Source organism: Streptomyces sp. MMG1533, assembly GCF_001279775.1.
Taxonomy (GTDB): domain Bacteria; phylum Actinomycetota; class Actinomycetes; order Streptomycetales; family Streptomycetaceae; genus Streptomyces.
This window is the reverse complement of sequence record NZ_LGDG01000063.1, coordinates 38,955-55,334: the sequence shown is the minus strand read 5'-3', so window position 1 is coordinate 55,334 and position 16,380 is coordinate 38,955. Positions and strand designations below refer to the sequence as shown.

General features: G+C 70.5%; 15 protein-coding genes. 9 read left to right on the top strand and 6 right to left on the bottom strand.

Annotated features, from left to right (window positions below; translation table 11 throughout):
• Window positions 1–131: 131 nt before the first annotated feature.
• On the bottom strand, window positions 132–899 hold the full coding sequence (locus ADK57_RS10025; protein WP_053749024.1) for a FadR/GntR family transcriptional regulator: 768 nt from the start codon (window positions 897–899) through the stop codon (window positions 132–134).
• A 240-nt stretch (window positions 900–1,139) separates the two neighbouring features.
• Between ADK57_RS10025 and ADK57_RS10020 the strand changes: the two genes are divergently transcribed.
• From ADK57_RS10020 to ADK57_RS09995, 6 genes are read left to right on the top strand one after another with little or no spacing between them, the layout of a single operon-like run.
• On the top strand, window positions 1,140–2,036 hold the full coding sequence (locus ADK57_RS10020; RefSeq protein ID WP_053749023.1) for a proline iminopeptidase-family hydrolase: 897 nt from the start codon (window positions 1,140–1,142) through the stop codon (window positions 2,034–2,036).
• Between the two features lie 21 nt (window positions 2,037–2,057).
• Window positions 2,058–3,782 (top strand): ABC transporter substrate-binding protein, encoded by a 1,725-nt coding sequence (locus tag ADK57_RS10015; RefSeq protein WP_053749022.1) that lies wholly within the window; start codon window positions 2,058–2,060, stop codon window positions 3,780–3,782.
• Complete coding sequence (locus ADK57_RS10010) at window positions 3,779–4,804, top strand: ABC transporter permease (protein WP_053749021.1); 1,026 nt, start codon at window positions 3,779–3,781, stop codon at window positions 4,802–4,804. Before ADK57_RS10015 ends, ADK57_RS10010 begins: the two co-directional genes overlap by 4 nt.
• Before the next feature lie 5 nt (window positions 4,805–4,809).
• Window positions 4,810–5,775, top strand: a complete 966-nt coding sequence (locus ADK57_RS10005) for an ABC transporter permease (RefSeq protein WP_053749101.1) — start codon at window positions 4,810–4,812, stop codon at window positions 5,773–5,775.
• Window positions 5,768–6,814, top strand: a complete 1,047-nt coding sequence (locus tag ADK57_RS10000) for an ABC transporter ATP-binding protein (protein ID WP_053749020.1) — start codon at window positions 5,768–5,770, stop codon at window positions 6,812–6,814. Before ADK57_RS10005 ends, ADK57_RS10000 begins: the two co-directional genes overlap by 8 nt.
• Window positions 6,811–7,839, top strand: a complete 1,029-nt coding sequence (locus ADK57_RS09995; protein WP_078973046.1) for an ABC transporter ATP-binding protein — start codon at window positions 6,811–6,813, stop codon at window positions 7,837–7,839. Before ADK57_RS10000 ends, ADK57_RS09995 begins: the two co-directional genes overlap by 4 nt.
• A gap of 115 nt (window positions 7,840–7,954) precedes the next feature.
• Here the strand turns inward: ADK57_RS09995 and ADK57_RS09990 are convergent, their stop codons facing one another.
• The 3 genes from ADK57_RS09990 to ADK57_RS09980 form a co-directional block, all read right to left on the bottom strand.
• Complete coding sequence (locus tag ADK57_RS09990) at window positions 7,955–9,082, bottom strand: Gfo/Idh/MocA family protein (protein WP_053749019.1); 1,128 nt, start codon at window positions 9,080–9,082, stop codon at window positions 7,955–7,957.
• Window positions 9,052–9,762 (bottom strand): ThuA domain-containing protein, encoded by a 711-nt coding sequence (locus tag ADK57_RS09985; protein ID WP_053749018.1) that lies wholly within the window; start codon window positions 9,760–9,762, stop codon window positions 9,052–9,054. Before ADK57_RS09985 ends, ADK57_RS09990 begins: the two co-directional genes overlap by 31 nt.
• Before the next feature lie 188 nt (window positions 9,763–9,950).
• Window positions 9,951–10,832: a class I SAM-dependent methyltransferase gene (locus tag ADK57_RS09980; RefSeq protein ID WP_053749017.1), complete on the bottom strand. Its 882-nt coding sequence runs from the start codon at window positions 10,830–10,832 to the stop codon at window positions 9,951–9,953.
• 74 nt (window positions 10,833–10,906) lie between these two features.
• Between ADK57_RS09980 and ADK57_RS09975 the strand changes: the two genes are divergently transcribed.
• On the top strand, window positions 10,907–11,353 hold the full coding sequence (locus ADK57_RS09975) for a helix-turn-helix domain-containing protein (protein ID WP_053749016.1): 447 nt from the start codon (window positions 10,907–10,909) through the stop codon (window positions 11,351–11,353).
• A 10-nt stretch (window positions 11,354–11,363) separates the two neighbouring features.
• Here ADK57_RS09975 and ADK57_RS09970 read toward each other — a convergent pair whose 3' ends face one another.
• Together ADK57_RS09970 and ADK57_RS09965 are read right to left on the bottom strand one after the other, a co-directional pair.
• Entirely contained in the window at window positions 11,364–12,911 is a 1,548-nt protein-coding gene (locus ADK57_RS09970) for a HAMP domain-containing sensor histidine kinase (RefSeq protein ID WP_078973045.1), read from the bottom strand.
• A complete protein-coding gene (locus ADK57_RS09965; protein ID WP_053749015.1) occupies window positions 12,908–13,624 on the bottom strand; it encodes a response regulator transcription factor in 717 nt (238 codons plus the stop codon). The genes ADK57_RS09970 and ADK57_RS09965 overlap by 4 nt, the downstream gene beginning before the upstream one ends.
• Window positions 13,625–13,750: 126 nt before the next feature.
• Between ADK57_RS09965 and ADK57_RS09960 the strand changes: the two genes are divergently transcribed.
• Both ADK57_RS09960 and ADK57_RS09955 read left to right on the top strand, forming a co-directional pair.
• A complete protein-coding gene (locus ADK57_RS09960) occupies window positions 13,751–15,004 on the top strand; it encodes a DUF3500 domain-containing protein (protein WP_078973044.1) in 1,254 nt (417 codons plus the stop codon).
• A gap of 20 nt (window positions 15,005–15,024) precedes the next feature.
• The gene (locus tag ADK57_RS09955; RefSeq protein ID WP_078973051.1) at window positions 15,025–16,356 is read left to right on the top strand and encodes a HupE/UreJ family protein; all 1,332 of its coding nucleotides are present in this window, start codon (window positions 15,025–15,027) and stop codon (window positions 16,354–16,356) included.
• Window positions 16,357–16,380 lie beyond the last annotated feature (24 nt).

Sequence of the window (16,380 nt, the reverse complement as noted above, 5' to 3'; positions counted from 1 at the left end):
GCCGTCGGCCCGCCGTCCGGGACGCTCATGCACTGACGGCGGTCAGGACGATGCCGCATCCCGCCCCGCGCCCGCTCGCACGGCACGTCCCGACGCCCCTGAGCAGTCGGGCGGCAGCCGGGAGGAAGCCCTCAGGACGGCCCCGCGGCCCGGACGCGGGCCAGGACGTCACGGATCATCTCGGCGCTGATCATGAAGTGCTCCCGGGCGATCTCCTCCGCGCGCTCGGGCTCGCCCGCCGCGATGGCCTCGTACAGCGCCGTGTGGCCCTCGCCGGCCCGGTGATGGTGGGACCGCTCGCCCTTGCCCCACGGCTCGATCGGGAAGCCGAGGCTGATCCGGGTCAGCAGGTCCCGGCTGAGCAGGGCGATCTGCGGGTTGCGGGTGGCCGTGCAGATGGCCTGGTGGAACGCGCTGTCGGCGGCCTGTTCCGCACGGGGAGTGCCGGCGGAGAGGTGCGCGGCCAGGGCCTCGCGCATCGGCTCGAGGTCCTCGGGCCGGCGGCGGCGGGCGGCCGTCGCGGCCACCATGCCTTCCACCAGACCGCGCAGGTCGAAGAGTTGCTCGAACTCCTCCCACCGGGGAAGCAGCGTACGGCGGACCGCTGCCGCCGAGGACTCGCTCCAGGTGTCGCGGACGAAGGCTCCTCCGTTGCGGCCCCGGCGGATCTCGACGACACCAAGGGCCTGGAGGCGTCCGACGGCTTCGCGCACGGTGGGGCGGCTCACCCGCAGCAGCCCGGTGAGTTCGCGTTCGGCGGGCAGCCGCTCGCCGGGCAGAAAGTCTCCGACGGCGATCGCGGTGAGCAGCCGGTCGGAGACCTCGTCGACAGCCGAGGTCACACGCACCGGGTGCAGCGAAGACGACGGAGTGCCGCCGAGGAGTACGCGGTCGAGCACGCGCGAGAACTCGTCCCCCGGTTCAGGTGATTCAGGTGCGGATGTCAGCTGTCCTCCCCGTCAAGCGACGTCTCTGTAAACGCGCGGGGGCCACGTGAACACGTCGTTACGTCTTGCCCTGCGCCCGCCAAAAGGTCTTGTGCGCTGACCTTTTACCCAATCACTATCTCACCCATCCGTCACACCCATCTGATTTCAGACACAGGTCGGCCGATTCCGGTCGGCCCGGGAGGCTTCCCCGTGGCGATCCCCGAACCGAACCACACCGGAACCGTCGACTTCAACGGCTGGTCCACCTGGTACCGGATCACGGGCGAACCGGGCAGGACACCCTTGGTCGTCCTGCACGGCGGACCCGGTGCCGGCCACAACTACACCCTCAGCATCGCGGGCATCGCCCAGCAGGGCCGCACCGTGGTGCACTACGACCAACTCGGCACCGGACTGTCCACCCACCTGCCCCACAAAGGCGCCGACTTCTGGACCGTCCAGCTCTTCCTCGACGAACTCGACAACCTCCTCAAGGCGCTGGGCATCGCCGACGCCTACCACGTCCTCGGCCAGTCCTGGGGCGGCATGCTCGCCGCCGAGCACGCCGTACGCCGACCCCCCGGGCTGCGCGGCCTGGTCATCGCCAACTCCCCCGCGTCCATGGAACTGTGGCTGGCGGCGGCGGACGAGCTGCGCTCCGAGCTCCCGCCGGAGGTCCAGCACACCCTGCTCGCCCATGAGACGGCCGGGACCACCGACCACCCCGCCTACCGTGCGGCCGAGCAGGTCTTCAACGAGCGCCATGTGTGCCGACTGGTCCCCAACCCGCCGGAAATCCAGGCCACTTGGGACAACATCGAGGCCGATCCCACCGTGTACCACACGATGAACGGGCCGAACGAGTTCCATGTCGTCGGCACGCTCAAGGACTGGTCCGTCGTCGACCGGCTGCACCTGATCGAGGTGCCGACCCTGCTGGTGTCCGGGCGGTACGACGAGGCGACTCCCGAGACCGTCCGTCCCTTCGCCGACCACATCCCCGACGTGCGCTGGCACTTGTTCGAGCACTCCAGCCATATGCCGCACGTCGAGGAGGAGGAGCTCTACCTCCGGGTCGTCGGCGAGTTCCTCGACTCCACCGACTGATCCCCCGACGGGAGTTCCCGGATGTCCAGCAACACGAGACGGAGCGCGCTCGCCGCCGCCACCGTCGCCCTCGCCCTGACCGCCGCCGCCTGTTCGTCCTCCGGCGACGACTCCTCCTCCGATCCGACCGCGTCCTCCTCCGGTTCGGGTTCCTCCGCCTTCCAGCCGCAGCACAAGGGCGGAACCCTGAAGCTCGTCGCTCACGCCGCGGCGGGCAGCCTCGACCCGCAGGTCAACTACACACTCCAGTACTGGCAGTTGTACCAGTCGATGTACGACGGCCTGCTCTCGTTCAAGAAGGTCGGCGGCCGGCAGTCGTTCACCGTCGTCCCGGACCTGGCGGCCGCGATGCCGAAGGTCACCAACGGCGGCAAGACGTACACGTTCACGCTCCGCAAGGGCATCACCTTCTCCAACGGCAAGGCGCTGACCACCGACGACGTGGTGGCGTCCTTCCAGCGCATCTTCAAGGTCTCCAGCCCCACCGCCGGCACCTTCTACAACGGCATCGTCGGAGCCGACGCCTGTCTGAAGAAGCCCGCCTCCTGCACGCTCGAGGGAGGCGTGACCGGCGACGCGACGGCCGGCACGGTCACCGTCAACCTCACCGCCCCGGACCCGGAGTTCCCGTACAAGCTGGCCGTCCCGCACGCCAGCGTCGTACCGAAGGACTCGCCGGCGAAGGACGCGGGCACCAAGCCGCTGCCGACGACCGGTCCGTACATGGCCGCCTCGTACGACCCGAACCGGGCGCTGAAGCTGGTGCGCAACCCGCACTTCAAGGAGTGGTCCCGGGAGGGCCAGCCCCAGGGTTATCCCGACGCGATCGACTACACCTTCGGCCAGACCGTCGAGTCCATGGTCACCGCCGTCGAGAACGGCCAGGCGGACTGGATGTACGACCCGCCGCCCGCCGACCGGCTGAACGAGATCGGCACCAAGTACTCCTCCCAGGCACATGTGAACCCGCTGACCGCGTTCTGGTACGCGACGCTGAACGTCAACACGGCGCCCTTCAACAACAAGCTGGCCCGTCAGGCGATCAACTGGGCCGTGGACCGTTCCGCCGTGGTCCGGCTGTACGGCGGCACGAACCTCGCCTCTCCCGCCTGCACGATCCTGCCGCCGGGCTTCCCCGGGCACGTCGACTCCTGCGACTACACCAAGGGCGGTGGCAAGGCCTGGTCGGCCGCGGACCTGGCCAAGGCCAAGGAACTGGTGAAGAAGTCCGGTACGGCGGGCCAGGAGGTCGGCATCGTCGTCCAGGACGACGACGTCAACAAGTCGATCGGACAGTACCTGCAGAGCCTGCTCACCCAGCTCGGCTACAAGGCGAAGCTCAAGCCGCTGTCGGGGAACATCCAGTTCACCTACATCCAGAACACCAAGAACAAGGTGCAGCTCGCCCTGACGTCCTGGTACCAGGACTATCCGGCGGCCTCCGACTTTCTCAACGTGCTCCTGTCCTGTGCCTCGTTCCATCCCGGCAGCGACTCCAGCATCAACATCGCCGGCTTCTGCGACAAGGGCATCGACGCGAAGATGAAGACCGCGCTGACGGCCGGGCAGACCGACCAGAAGAGCGCCGACCAGCAGTGGGGCGCAATCGACCAGGAGATCATGGCCGAGTCACCGGTCGTTCCGCTGATCAACCCGAAGCTCATCGACTTCACGTCGAAGCGGGTCGGCAACTACCAGTTCAGCAAGCAGTTCTACATGCTCGTCGGGCAGCTGTGGGTCACATGAGCCGCACGCTCCCGAACCCGTCGACCGGGGCCCGGCGCTCGCCGGGCCCCTGGCGGACGGCCGGCGCCGACCTGCTGCGCAACAGGTCTGCGCTGGCCGCGGCCGTCGTCCTGCTGATCGTCGTGCTGGCGAGCCTGTGCGCTCCGCTGTACGCGGACCACGTCGCCCACACCGACCCGTTCCAGTCCCACGTCTCCGGCACCACGGTCGTCGGCGGGAAGACCGTGCCCGTGCTCACCCCCAGCAGCACCGGCCTCGGCCTCGGTGTCACGCCCATCGGACCCACCTGGGACCCCGCCCACTACTTCCTCGGCGCGGACAACCAGGGCCGCGACGTCATGGCGCGCCTGCTGTACGGCGGCCGTACGAGCCTGTTCATCGGCGTCACCGCGGCTCTGCTGACCTGCCTGGTCGGTACGGCCGTCGGAGTCGTCGCCGGCTACGCGGGCGGTGTCGTGGACGCCGTCATCTCCCGGATCCTGGATGTGGTCTGGGCGTTTCCGGTGTATCTGCTGGCCATCTGTCTGTCGGTGGTCCTGCTCACCGACGGGCTGCGCCTGGGGCCGCTCACCGTGGACGCGGGAAGCCTGTGGCTGCCGGTCGCGATCATCGCGGCGATCTATGTGCCGTACATCGCACGGCCGTTGCGCGGCCAGGTCCTCGTGCTGCGCAACAAGGAGTACATCCAGGCGGCCGTCGGGTCCGGCGCGCCCACCCTGCGCATCCTGCGCCGGGAGGTCCTGCCGAACGTCCTGCCCACCGCGATCGTGTTCGTCCCGTTGATGACCGCGCTGGCCATGCTGACCGAGTCGGCCCTGTCCTTCCTGTCCGTCGGCGTCCAGCCGCCCGAGGCCAGCTGGGGCACGATCATCGAGGACGGTCTGGGACTGCTCTACACCCGCCCCGCCGTGACGATCGCCCCGGGACTGCTGATCGCACTGACCACGGCGGCACTCAACGTGCTGGGCGACGGCGTGCGCGACGCGCTCGACCCGAGCGCCCGACTGCGCGGAGGGGTGTGACGCTCATGCTCTACTTCGCGCTCAGACGCTTCGCCTCGGCCCTGCTGGTGATGTTCGCCATCAGCGTCCTGGTGTTCCTGATCTTCTTCGCCACCCCGGGAGTCGATCCCGCGGCCCGCATCGCGGGACGCAACGCCGACCCGGCCACGCTCGCCCAAGTACGGCACTCCTTCGGCCTCGACCGGCCGATGCCGATCCGCTATCTGCTGATGATGCGTCATCTGCTCGTCGACCGGGACCTGGAGTCGTTCGTCAACCGCGGCTCCCGCGTCATTCCGCAGATAGTGCAGGCCACCCCCGTCACCCTGTCGCTCGTCATCGGTGCGGCGCTGATCTGGATGACGGCCGGCATCCTCATGGGCACGGCCGCGGCGACCTTCCGCGGCAAGGCCGCCGATCCGCTGATCATGCTGGTCGGCGTGGTCGGCGTCTCGCTGCCGGCCTACTGGCTCGGCGAGGTCGTCAACCTCGTCACCCAGAAGCAGTTGCACGACTCGGTGTTCTCCTGGGTGCCGCCACCCGGATACGTCGGGCTGAGCCACCCGGGCCAGTGGGCACTGCACCTCCTCTTCCCCTGGCTGACCCTGGCACTGCTGTACGCCGGGATCTACGCCCGGCTGCTGCGCGGCGAGGTCGTCACCGCGCTGAACGAGGACTACGTCCGCACCGCGCGGGCCAAGGGCCTGTCCGAGCGCCGGATCCTCGTCCGCCACGCCCTGCGCTGCTCGCTGATCCCGATCGTGTCGTTGTTCGGCCTGGACTTCGGCGCCCTCGTGGGCGGCGCGGCGCTGCTCACCGAGGTGGTCTTCGGCCTGCCCGGCATCGGCAAGCTCACCTTCGACGCCCTGCAGAACCTCGACCTGCCCGTGATCATGGGGACCGTCCTGTACGCGGCGTTCTTCGTGGTCCTCGCCAACGCACTGGTGGACATCCTGTACGCGCGACTCGACCCGAGGGCACGTCATGCCTGAACCTCTGCTGGAAGTACGCGACTTGCGGGTGTCGTTCCGAACCCGCCGGGGCCCGGTCACCGCCGTCGACGGCCTGTCCCTCTCGGTGTCGCCAGGCGAAGTCCTGGGCGTGGTGGGCGAGTCGGGCTCGGGCAAGAGCGTGTCGATGCTGGCCGTGCTACGACTGCTGACCAACCCGAACGTGACCGTCTCGGGCCAAGCCCTCTTCCGCGGGCGTGACTTGCTGTCCCTCCCCGACAAACAGATGCGCGCGATACGGGGCCGGGAGATCGCCATGGTCTTCCAGGACCCGATGACCGCGCTGACCCCCGTGTACACCGTGGGTTGGCAGATCGCCGAGCAGATACGGGCGCACGAGCAGGTGTCCCGCAAGGAGGCACACGCCCGCGCCGTCCGGCTGCTCTCCGACGTCGGCATCCCCGACGCGGCCTCGCGGGTGAACGCCTACCCGCACGAGTTCTCCGGCGGCATGCGTCAGCGCGCGGTCATCGCGATGGCCCTCTCCTGCAGCCCCTCGCTGCTGATCGCCGACGAACCGACCACGGCGCTCGACGTGACCGTCCAGGCGCAGATCCTCGACCTGATGCGCGAGCTCAACGCGCGCGGCTCGGCGGTGGTGCTCATCACGCACGACATGGGCGTGATCTCCCAGATCGCCGACCGGGTCCTGGTCATGTACGGCGGCCGGGCGGCCGAGGACGGTCCGCGCCGGGCGGTGTTCCACGGCCCGCGCCACCCGTACACCTGGGGCCTGCTCGACTCGGTGCCCCGCGTCGGCGGCCCCCGGCTGCGGCGGCTGCCCACCATCGCGGGTCTGCCCGTCTCGCCCGGCAGCCTTCCGGAGGGCTGCGCGTTCGCGCCGCGCTGCCGGCTGCGTCACGACCGGTGCGAGGAGCGGCCCGCGCTGGCCGCGGGCAACGGCGACGCCGCACACCGCGACGCCTGCTGGCTGCCGACCGAAGACCGGGCGTCGCTGCGCCTGACGGCGCGCGCGGCGGCCGACGAGGCAACGGACATGGACACGGAGGCGGCGTCGTGACGGCACAGGACATGGTGGCAGTGGCCAAGGGTGCGCCTCCCGGTGGCGACGTCCTGCTGCGCGCCACGGACGTCACCAAGCACTACCCCCTGCGCGCGGACACACTGTCCCGGCGCCGCCGGGTGCTGCGCGCCGTGGACGGAGTGTCACTCGAGGTCCGCACCGGCGAAACCCTCGGCATCGTCGGCGAGTCGGGCTGCGGCAAGTCCACCCTGGGCCGCTGTCTGGTCCGACTCACCGAACTCACGGGCGGCCGGGTCGAGTTCGACGGACAGGACATCACCGCTCTCTCCGCCCGCCGGCTGCGGCCGGTACGTCCGGGCATGCAGCTGGTCTTCCAGGACCCGCAGGCCTCGCTCAACCCCCGCCGCCGCGCCGGGGACATCGTGGCGGAACCGCTGCTCGTGCACCGCTACGGGGACGCGGCCTCGGTACGCCGCCGAGTCGCCGAGCTCTTCGACGTCGTAGGACTGGCCGCGGCGCATCTGGAGCGCTATCCGCACGAGTTCTCCGGTGGGCAGCGCCAGCGCATCGGTATCGCCCGGGCCCTGGCCACCGCTCCGAAGCTGATCGTCGCCGACGAACCGGTGTCCGCCCTCGACGTGTCGATCCAGGCCCAGGTACTGAACCTCTTCGCCGATCTCCAGGAGGAGTTCGCGCTCACCTATGTCTTCATCGCCCACGACCTCGGCGTGGTCCGGCACGTGTCGGACCGGATCGCGGTCATGTACCTCGGTGAGATCGTCGAACTGGCCGAGACGGAGGCGCTGTACGAGGCCCCCGCCCACCCCTACACGCAGGCACTGCTGTCCGCGGTCCCGGACATCGACGACGGCACCCACGCACCGCCCAGGGAACGCATCGTCCTCACCGGCGAAGTACCCAACCCGGTGGACAAGCCGACGGGCTGCCCCTTCCGCACCCGCTGCCCCTACGCCCGCGAGCGCTGCGCCCTGGAGCGCCCCCGACTCACACCCACGGCGTCCGGCCGTCACGCCGCCTGCCACTACCCACTGGCCGTCTGACTGCGGAACCACAAGGGACTCCCCCACACACATGTCCGGCACCTTGTCGCTCGGACCGGCAGGAGCGCCCCCGGTGGTGCGGCCCGTCGCCGCACGCCGGTCCGGCTCCACGGCGTCACGGCGACGTGGGTCGGCGGGCGGAGCGTCCTCTCCACTCCTCGGCGGCCGTCAGCGGAACGGGAACGGGCGGCGCCGTCGACGTCGTCAGCTCGATACGTCGCCCCTCGGCCGACGAGCGCAGGAGGGCGCTCATCGCCTCCAGCACGTGCAGGGCGAGATCGCCGCTCGCGCGAGGCGCCCGCTGCCCGTCGGCGCCGATGAAGTCGAGCAGGCCGATGCCCCGTGCGCCGCCGACGTAGCCGGCCGACGGCGGGAGCGTGCGCCAGTGCGTGTCGCCGAGTTCGAAGAGCCGTACCTCGCCGTCGAAGCAGTTCGGGTCCGGAACCGTGAGCGTCCCCCTCTCGCCGTGGACCTCGATCGGCGCCGCCGTTGTGGCCACGCCGTCGAAGCTCGTCGTGATCGTCGTCAGGGTCCCGTCCACGTGCTCGAGCACACCGGAGACATGACTGTCCACCTCGACCGGTATCCGCTCACCCGCGCGCGGGCCGGAGCCGATGACACGCTCGGCGCGGAGCCGGCTGGACGTCCCGATCACGGCACGCACAGGTCCCAGCAGGTGGACCAGGGACGCGAGGTAGTACGGCCCCATGTCCAGCAGGGGGCCACCCCCGGTGGTGTAGTAGAAGTCGGGGTGGGGATGCCAGCGTTCGTGTCCCGGGGTGATCATCGCGGCCGAGGCGAACAGGGGACGTCCGATGTGCCCCGCCTCCACAGCCGCCCGAGCCGTCTGGATCCCGGTGCCCAGGACGGTGTCCGGCGCGCACCCCACACCGACTCCCGCCTTCGCGGCGGCCTCCGTGACGGCGTGGGCTTCGAGGAGTGTGGCGGCCAGCGGCTTCTCCCCGTAGACGTGCTTCCCGTGACCGATGGCGCCGAGGGCGATCTCGGCGTGGGCCGCGGGGACGGTGAGGTTCAGCACCGTGTCCACGTCCGGGCTGCTCAGCAACTCCTCGACGGTCAGCGCCTCGACGCCGGGCAGTTCGGCGGCGACCGCGGCCGACCGGGAGGCGTCGAGGTCGGCGACCGCGGTGACGCGCACGGCGGGATGGCCGAGGAGAGTGTCCAGGTACGCGCGGGAGATGACCCCGAGACCTACGACGCCGATGCGGTGCGCGTCGCCCACAGCATGCCCCTTTCGATGATGGTGCGGACGGTGGGGTTCTCGAGCACGTCGAGGCTGTGCCCCGGTGTCGTCACCACGATGCGCCCGGCACCCCACCGACGGGTCCAGACCGCCGGCGAGCTGACCGGCCGGTGCCAGGGCTGCCACGGCCGGGTGGGATGGGTGGTGGTGGCCAGGACGTCGCACAGGTCGTCGTGGAGCACCCAGTACTGCTCGGTGTGCAGCTCGAAGTTCTGGAGGCCCGCGGTGATGGGGTGCGCGCGGCCGAGCTCGGTGATGTCGACGACGTGCGGCAGGTAGTTGTCCTCCGCGTCGCCCCGGCGCTCGCACGGCTCCTTGCCCGGGTGCGTCGCGAACTGGCCTCCCACCAGGTGGAGATAGTCGGATGAGGCACGGAACGAGTCGGCGATGCCGCCGTGCCAGCCGGTGAAGCCGGTGCCGGCCGCGACGGCCGTGGTCAGTCCCGACAGTTGCTCGGCGGTGATCTCCGACATCGTGACGCACTGCACCACGAGGTCGGTGCCGGCCATCTCGGCGGCGTCGGCATAGACATCGGTCGACTCCTCGATCCGGACGGTGTATCCACTGCCGCGCAGAAAGGGCAGGAACAGCTCCGTGGCCCGGATCGGCTCGTGTCCCTCCCATCCGCCTCGGACCACCAGGGCCTTCTTCCGCGTCATCTGGTTCCTTCATGGGGCCGTCGCCCCGGTAGAACGGCGCCGTCTCCGCGTTCACGGCCTCGGATGTGGGCAGCACCACGGACCACAGGATGCGCCAGGCTCCGGCGCTCGGGAAAGGCTCCCCGGGTTCACGAAAGTTTCGTGACCGCTCGCCGACGGTGTGACGGCAGCGAGGCGACAACCACCGCTCAGGTGGTGGCCGTGTCCTTCACCGCCCCTGACGCGGACGATGCTCGGGCGCCGATCATCCAGCAGGCAGCGGTGAAGCGGACTTCCGTGCCCTGCACATAGGTGTCGAAGGCGGCCCGGACCGTCGCGACGACCTGTGCGCGGGTCTGCTCGTCCGCCTCGCGCAGCACCTGACCGACTGGACCGAGCCGGGTGAAGTAGCCGACCAGCTCCGTCTCGGGCAGGGTGCAGGTCACGTCGATCGGCCGGATGTCGATCCCGGTCCAGCCGCTCTCCGTCAGGATGCGGTGGATCCTGTCCGGGTCCGCGAAGGCGAACTGCCCCGGCTCGTCCGGTCGGCGGGCGGGGAGGTTCGGCAGGATCGGTGCCGCGGCGCGTTCGGCCGTCGTCATGAACGGATTCTCAGCGGGGGTGCGCCACGTGATGCAGCGGAGCTTGGCGTCGTCCCTCGCGGCACGCCGCAGGTTCGTGAAGGCTCGGACGGAGTCGTTGAAGAACATGACTCCGAAGCGCGAAATGATGGTGTCGAAGGTGGCAGGTTCGAACGCGTGATCCTGTGCGTCGGCGTGGATGAAGGACACCGGAGTGCCCGCCTGCTCGGCACGTTCCCGGGCAGCGGTGATCACCGGTTCGGAAATGTCGATGCCGACGCAGCGCCCCGCCGCGCCCAACCGCCGCGCGACGGCCAGCGTGGTGCCGCCCGTGCCGCAGCCGACGTCGAGCACGTGGCGCCCGTGGTCGGCGAGGACCGCTTCGACGAGTAGGTCTTCGAAGGGGCTGAGCATCTCGTCCAGCACTGCCTGGGCCGCGACCCAGGCGTGGCCGGCGGGCCCGTTCCAACGGGCCGCTTGTTCGTCTTCGGTCCTGCGCGTGATGTCCATGTTCGACTCCTGTGCTTGCCTTGCCCGGTCGGAGATGACACCGTCCTACTTCAAGTCGACTTGAGGTCAAGAGGATGACAGATCTGGACATCGCCGAGGTGGCGCACCGCGCCGGGGTTCCCGCCTCGACGCTGCGTTTCTACGAGGAGAAGGGCCTGATCACCTCGATCGGCAGGCGGGGCCTGCGCCGTCAGTACGATCCCGGCGTGCTGGAGCGTCTGGCGCTGATCGCGGCGGGGCGCACGGCCGGTTTCTCGCTCGACGAGATCGCGCGCATGTTCGCGCCGGACGGACAACCCCGCATCGACCGGCAGATGCTCGCGGCCAAGGCGGAGGAGCTGGACAGGACGATCCGCGAACTCGGCGTTCTGCGTGACTCCCTACGGCACGCCGCCGCCTGCCCCGCACCGAGCCACATGGAGTGCTCCACCTTCCGCCGCCTCCTCAGGGTCGTCGCGTCCGGTGCTGTCGCGGTGCCGAGGAAGCGGGCTCCGAAGCCACGGGCTCCGAAGCCACCGTGAATGCCGTCCTTCACCGAACCCGCCCGTCGTCCGCCTGCTGCGGTCCGCCGCTTGCGGGAGTCGTCGTCGAGCCGGACTCGGGGCCGCAATCGGTGCCGGAGCCGGGGCTGGAGCCCGAATCGGTGCCGGGCCCGGAGCCGGGGCCGGAATCGGCACGGGGCCCCAACAGGAGACGTGATCCCTCCACACTGAAGCCGATCGCGGTCCCGCCCCCGGATCGGGCACCCGCGAACACGGTGCCGCCGTGGGTCTCGGCGACGTCGCGGACAATGGCGAGGCCGAGTCCGGACCCGGGCAGGCTGCGGGCGGTGTCGGCCCGATAGAACCGGTCGAAGACGTGGGCGATGTCGTTGCCGGCGATGCCCGGTCCGCGGTCCGAGACGGTGATTTGGCCCCGCTGAATGCGCACCTCGATGGGTTCGCTGCCCTCGGGGTCGAACTTGGCGGCGTTCTCCAGCAGGTTGCCCACCGCGCGTTCGAGTCCCTGAGGGCGGCCGCGGACCACGGATCCGTCGGCGTCGATGTGGACCAGGCGGCCGGTACGCCGATACACGCGCCGCGCCGCGCGACGGGCCACCTCGGCCAGCTCCACGGGTTCCTCGGCCTCCTGACGGCCCTGGGCCAGGGCCAGCTCGACAAGCTCGTCGACCAGGTGGCCGAGCTCGCGCGTCTCGCCCTCGACGTCGTCGAGGAGCCGGTCGCGGGCGTCCGGGGACAGCTCGGTGGCGCGGCGCAACACGGTGGCGTTGGTGAGCAGGCTGGTGAGTGGGGTCCGCAGCTCATGGGCGACGTCGTGCACCAGCCGTTCCTGGGCCGCACGGGCGGCGACGATACGGGCGAGCATCCTGCTGAACGACGCGGACAGCCGCCCCACTTCGTCGCGCCCGCCCACCAGGCCCGCACCGTCCAAGACGACTCGGCCGTCGGCGCTCACCTCCTCGGTGACCTCCGTCAACCGGGCCAGGCGCCGGGTGATGCGCCCCGCGAGCAGCCGGCCCGCGCCCGCCGCGACGAGCATGACCGCGCCGCTGACCGCCGCGATCTCCCTGGCCATGCCGCCCAGCACATAGTGCGTCTGGTCGACCTGGACGGCCACCTGCAAGGCCCCGCGGTCCCCGCCCAGCGCCGTGGCCAGCCGACGATAGGTGTGGCCGTCCACGACGATCTCGGCGGTGTCCGACTGTCCGGCTTCGCCGGAGGCGGCCAGGACACGCGTGATGTCGGACACCGGCAACGGCACGGGCGGGCCGCCGAGATGGGTGGGCGTGCCGTCACGGGACACGGCCTGCAGGGTCGGCTGCGGTTCCTCCTCGTCCCCCGGGCCGGGCCGGTCCGGCCCGGGGAAGAGGTCCGGGGCCCGGGTGACCGTGTCGTCAAGGGCCGGTTCCTGATCCTGCTCCTGGGCGCGCGCCAGGGTCTGGGTCGCCGACCGCAGCGACCGGTCGATCTCCGCGAGGACGCGGTCGGAGGCGGCGTAGTAGCTCAGCACACCCACCGCCGTCGCCACCACCGCGCCGACGGCGGCGAAGGCGAGCGCGAACCGTGAGCGCAGGCTCATGATCGGCGTACCGCGTAGCCCACGCCCCGTACCGTGTGGATCAGGTCGGGCGGTGCACCGGCCTCGGCGAGCTTGCGCCGCACGTAGCCGATGTAGCCCGCGAGGTTCTTGGCGTCCACGCCGACGTGAGGGCCCCAGACCTGTCGGTAGACCGTGGCGTGGTCCAGCACGAGTCCTTCGTTGCGCACCAGGAGCTCGAGCAGCTCGAACTCCGTTTTGGTGAGCTGCAGTTCGCTCTCGCCCCACCATGCCCGCCGGGCGCCCGGGGCGACTCGCAGTGCTCCCATCCGCAGCACGGCACCCGCTCCGTCCGGTGCCTCGGCTTGGGGGGCGGGCCCCGGCACCAGCGCGGCCCGGCGCAGCAGCGCCCGCAGGCGTGCGAGCAGTTCGGGCACCTCGAAAGGCTTGGGGAGATAGTCGTCGGCTCCGGCGTCCAGGCCGGCGGTCCGGTCGGGGACCCCGGCTCGCGCGGTGAGCATCAGGATCGGTGTGCGGTCGCCGTCGGCCCGCAGCACACGGCACACGGCCACTCCGTCGACGTGGGGCATCATCACGTCGACGACCAGCGCGCTGAAGGACTCCCGGCGGGCCCGGGTCAGCGTGTCGACTCCGTCAACGGCGGTGACGACCTCGTACCCCTCCAACTCCAGTGCCCGCGCGAGGGATTCGCGGACCGCACGATCGTCGTCGGCGATGAGGACACGATCCGGCATCCCGGCATGATGGCACACCATCCTGAACGCCTGTTCTCATCGAATTCCGGACGGACTCCCGCCGAGCTTTGAGATCCCTCGCCCAGCATGAGGGCCGCACCCATCGATCACCCCCACAGGAGTCCCATGTCTGCCCTCGTCACCCCCACCGCCGGGCCCGGATCGCCGTCGCGCACCCGAGGGCCCAGGCAGGCGCTCGTCCGCCGCGCCGTGGCCCTCGCCACGTGCGTCGGTCTCGGCGTCGCCGGCTGTGCCACCACCGGCTCGGCGTCCTCGTCGGCGAAGCTGACGACCCAGAAGGCGATTCCGGCCTCCGCGACCCGCACCGGTGCGGGCGGGGCGAACACTGCCCAGGTGGTGGCCGCCGCCAACGCCTTCCTCGCGACCCTGTCCGACGAGCAGAAGGACACCGTCCTCTACGACTTCGACGACGCCACCAAGAAGACCGGCTGGTCGAACTTCCCGACGCCGGTCGTGGAACGCAACGGCCTCAAGCTCGGTGACCTCACCGACGAGCAGGAGGCCGCGGCCCTGAAGGTGATGGAGGCCGCGCTCAGCAAGAAGGGTTACGAGGAACTCGTCGAGATCCGCAAGGCCGACGACTACCTCGCCTCGCTGTCGGACACCGGCGATACCGGTGCCACGCCCACCGCCGCCCCGAGCAACACACCCACCGGGACGCCGACCGGCACGCCCACCGGCGGGCCCGGTGGGCCCGGCGGTGGTGGCGGCGGTGGTGGCGCCAACTTCGGCTCGGAGTGGTACTACATCTCCTTCTTCGGAACGCCCAGCAAGACCGGCGAGTTCACGGTCCAGTACGGCGGCCACCACGCGGCGTACAACATCACCTACGCCGGAAGCAGCGTGACCATGTCGCCGACGCTGACCGCGGTCGAGCCGATGGAGTTCAACTGGGAGGACCTGTACTACGCCCCGCTGGAGGACAAGCGGACCTCCACCATCGGCGCAATCCAGTCCCTCACCGCCGACGAGCTGACGGCGGCCGAGATCGACGGAAGCTTCGACGACCTGTACCTGGGTCCGGGCAACGACGGTCCCTTCCCGGAGCAGCCGGAGGGCGTCCTGGTCAGCAGCCTCACCAAGAAGCAGCAGGCCAAGGTGACCGCCATGCTGAAGGCCTGGGTCGACGACCTGGACGAGAAGGCCGCGGCGCGGATGCTGGCCAAGTACGTCTCCGAGTACGACGAGACGTACATCGGCTGGAGCGGCGGGACGACCCTCGACAACGACCAGACGTACGTCCGCCTCGACGGGCCGTCCGCCTGGATCGAGTTCTCCAACCAGCCCGGTGCCTCCACCGACGAGATCCATCAGCACACGATCTTCCGGGACGAGACCGCCGACTACGGCTGGGAATGACGGAGCCAGGGACCATCGCCGTGCGCCATCTGTTTCCCGCACTCCTCATCGCGGTGTTCCTGCTGGTCGGCGGCCTCGCGTCGCCGGCCGGCGCCCACCCCATGAGCACCTCCGCCGTCCTCCTCGACGTCCAGGAAGACCGGGTCGAGGGGGAGGTGCAACTGCCCATCGACCGCCTGGCCGTCGCCGTCCACCGGGACCTCACCCCGGCCGGCGTCCTCGGCGCCGACCGGGCGTTCCTGAAGCGCTACACCGCCGAGCACATCTCCGCCGCCGCCCACGGCACGTCCTGGACGGTCACGCTCGGCACGCCGTCGGTCCGTACGATCGACGCGGTGGCGCACCTCGTCTACCCGCTCGAGATCCGCCCGCCCGACGGACATGTCACCGACTTCGACCTCCGCTACGACGTCATCGTCGAGGAACTGCTCACCCACCGGGTCATCGTCACCGTCCGGTACGACTTCGACCGCGGCATCCTCAAGACGGACGACGCCGAGACCCTCGGGGTCGTCGACTGGAACAACAAGAGCCTGAAGGTGCCCGCCGGCGAGGGCTCGTGGCTGAAGGGCTTCGCCGCCACCGCGGGCCTGGGCATCGAGCACGTCGGGGAGGGCGCCGACCACCTGCTGTTCCTCCTGATGCTGCTCATACCGGCCCCGCTGGCGGCGGCGGGCGGCAGATGGCGGGCAGCCGGTGCACCGGCGCGGCGCAGCGTCGTCCGTGTCGTGCACGTCGTCTCCGCGTTCGCGGTGGGCCACTCGCTCACTCTGGCGCTGGCGGCGGCCGGCGTGATTCACGTACCGTCACGGCCGGTCGAGACGCTGATCGCCTTCTCGATCGCGGTGTCCGCGCTCCATGCGATACGCCCCCTGGTGGCCCGCGGTGAGGTCCTCATCGCCAGTGGCTTCGGGCTCGTCCACGGGCTGGCGTTCGCGTCGCTCATCGGCGAGCTGGGGCTGGACCGAGGATCCCTCGTGACCACGTTGCTGGGCTTCAACCTGGGCATCGAGCTGACGCAGTTGCTGGTCGTCGCGCTGATGATGCCGTCGCTGCTCGTCCTTGCCCGTACAGCCGTGTATCCCGCGTTCCGTATCGGGGTGGCCCTCCTCGGCCTGCTGTTCTCGGTGTCCTGGATGCTCGAACGCGCGGGCCTGACGTCCTTTGACCCGTTCGAAGGCGTCCAGATGTCGCTGGTAGGGCACCCACTGCTCGTCGCCGGGTCCGTCGCGGCCCTCGCCGCCCTCGCCCGAGGTCTGGCCCCACGGGCACCGGCACCCACCGACGGCGTCGACGACCGCCCGGCCGCCGTGCCCGACGGGGAGCAGCGGGTGCCCGCCGACGCCGGATGACCGAGGCAGCCGCCGCACCCGCAG

What these genes read in the sequence shown, in the direction of transcription:
- ADK57_RS09960 (WP_078973044.1), top strand. Translation starts at nt 13,751, where the DNA reads ATGTCTGCCCTCGTCACCCCCACCGCCGGGCCCGGATCGCCGTCGCGC.
- ADK57_RS10015 (WP_053749022.1), top strand. Translation starts at nt 2,058, where the DNA reads ATGTCCAGCAACACGAGACGGAGCGCGCTCGCCGCCGCCACCGTCGCC.
- ADK57_RS10005 (WP_053749101.1), top strand. Translation starts at nt 4,810, where the DNA reads ATGCTCTACTTCGCGCTCAGACGCTTCGCCTCGGCCCTGCTGGTGATG.
- ADK57_RS10000 (WP_053749020.1), top strand. Translation starts at nt 5,768, where the DNA reads ATGCCTGAACCTCTGCTGGAAGTACGCGACTTGCGGGTGTCGTTCCGA.
- ADK57_RS09970 (WP_078973045.1), bottom strand. Translation starts at nt 12,911, where the DNA reads ATGAGCCTGCGCTCACGGTTCGCGCTCGCCTTCGCCGCCGTCGGCGCG.
- ADK57_RS09975 (WP_053749016.1), top strand. Translation starts at nt 10,907, where the DNA reads ATGACAGATCTGGACATCGCCGAGGTGGCGCACCGCGCCGGGGTTCCC.
- ADK57_RS10010 (WP_053749021.1), top strand. Translation starts at nt 3,779, where the DNA reads ATGAGCCGCACGCTCCCGAACCCGTCGACCGGGGCCCGGCGCTCGCCG.
- ADK57_RS09980 (WP_053749017.1), bottom strand. Translation starts at nt 10,832, where the DNA reads ATGGACATCACGCGCAGGACCGAAGACGAACAAGCGGCCCGTTGGAAC.
- ADK57_RS09965 (WP_053749015.1), bottom strand. Translation starts at nt 13,624, where the DNA reads ATGCCGGATCGTGTCCTCATCGCCGACGACGATCGTGCGGTCCGCGAA.
- ADK57_RS09985 (WP_053749018.1), bottom strand. Translation starts at nt 9,762, where the DNA reads ATGACGCGGAAGAAGGCCCTGGTGGTCCGAGGCGGATGGGAGGGACAC.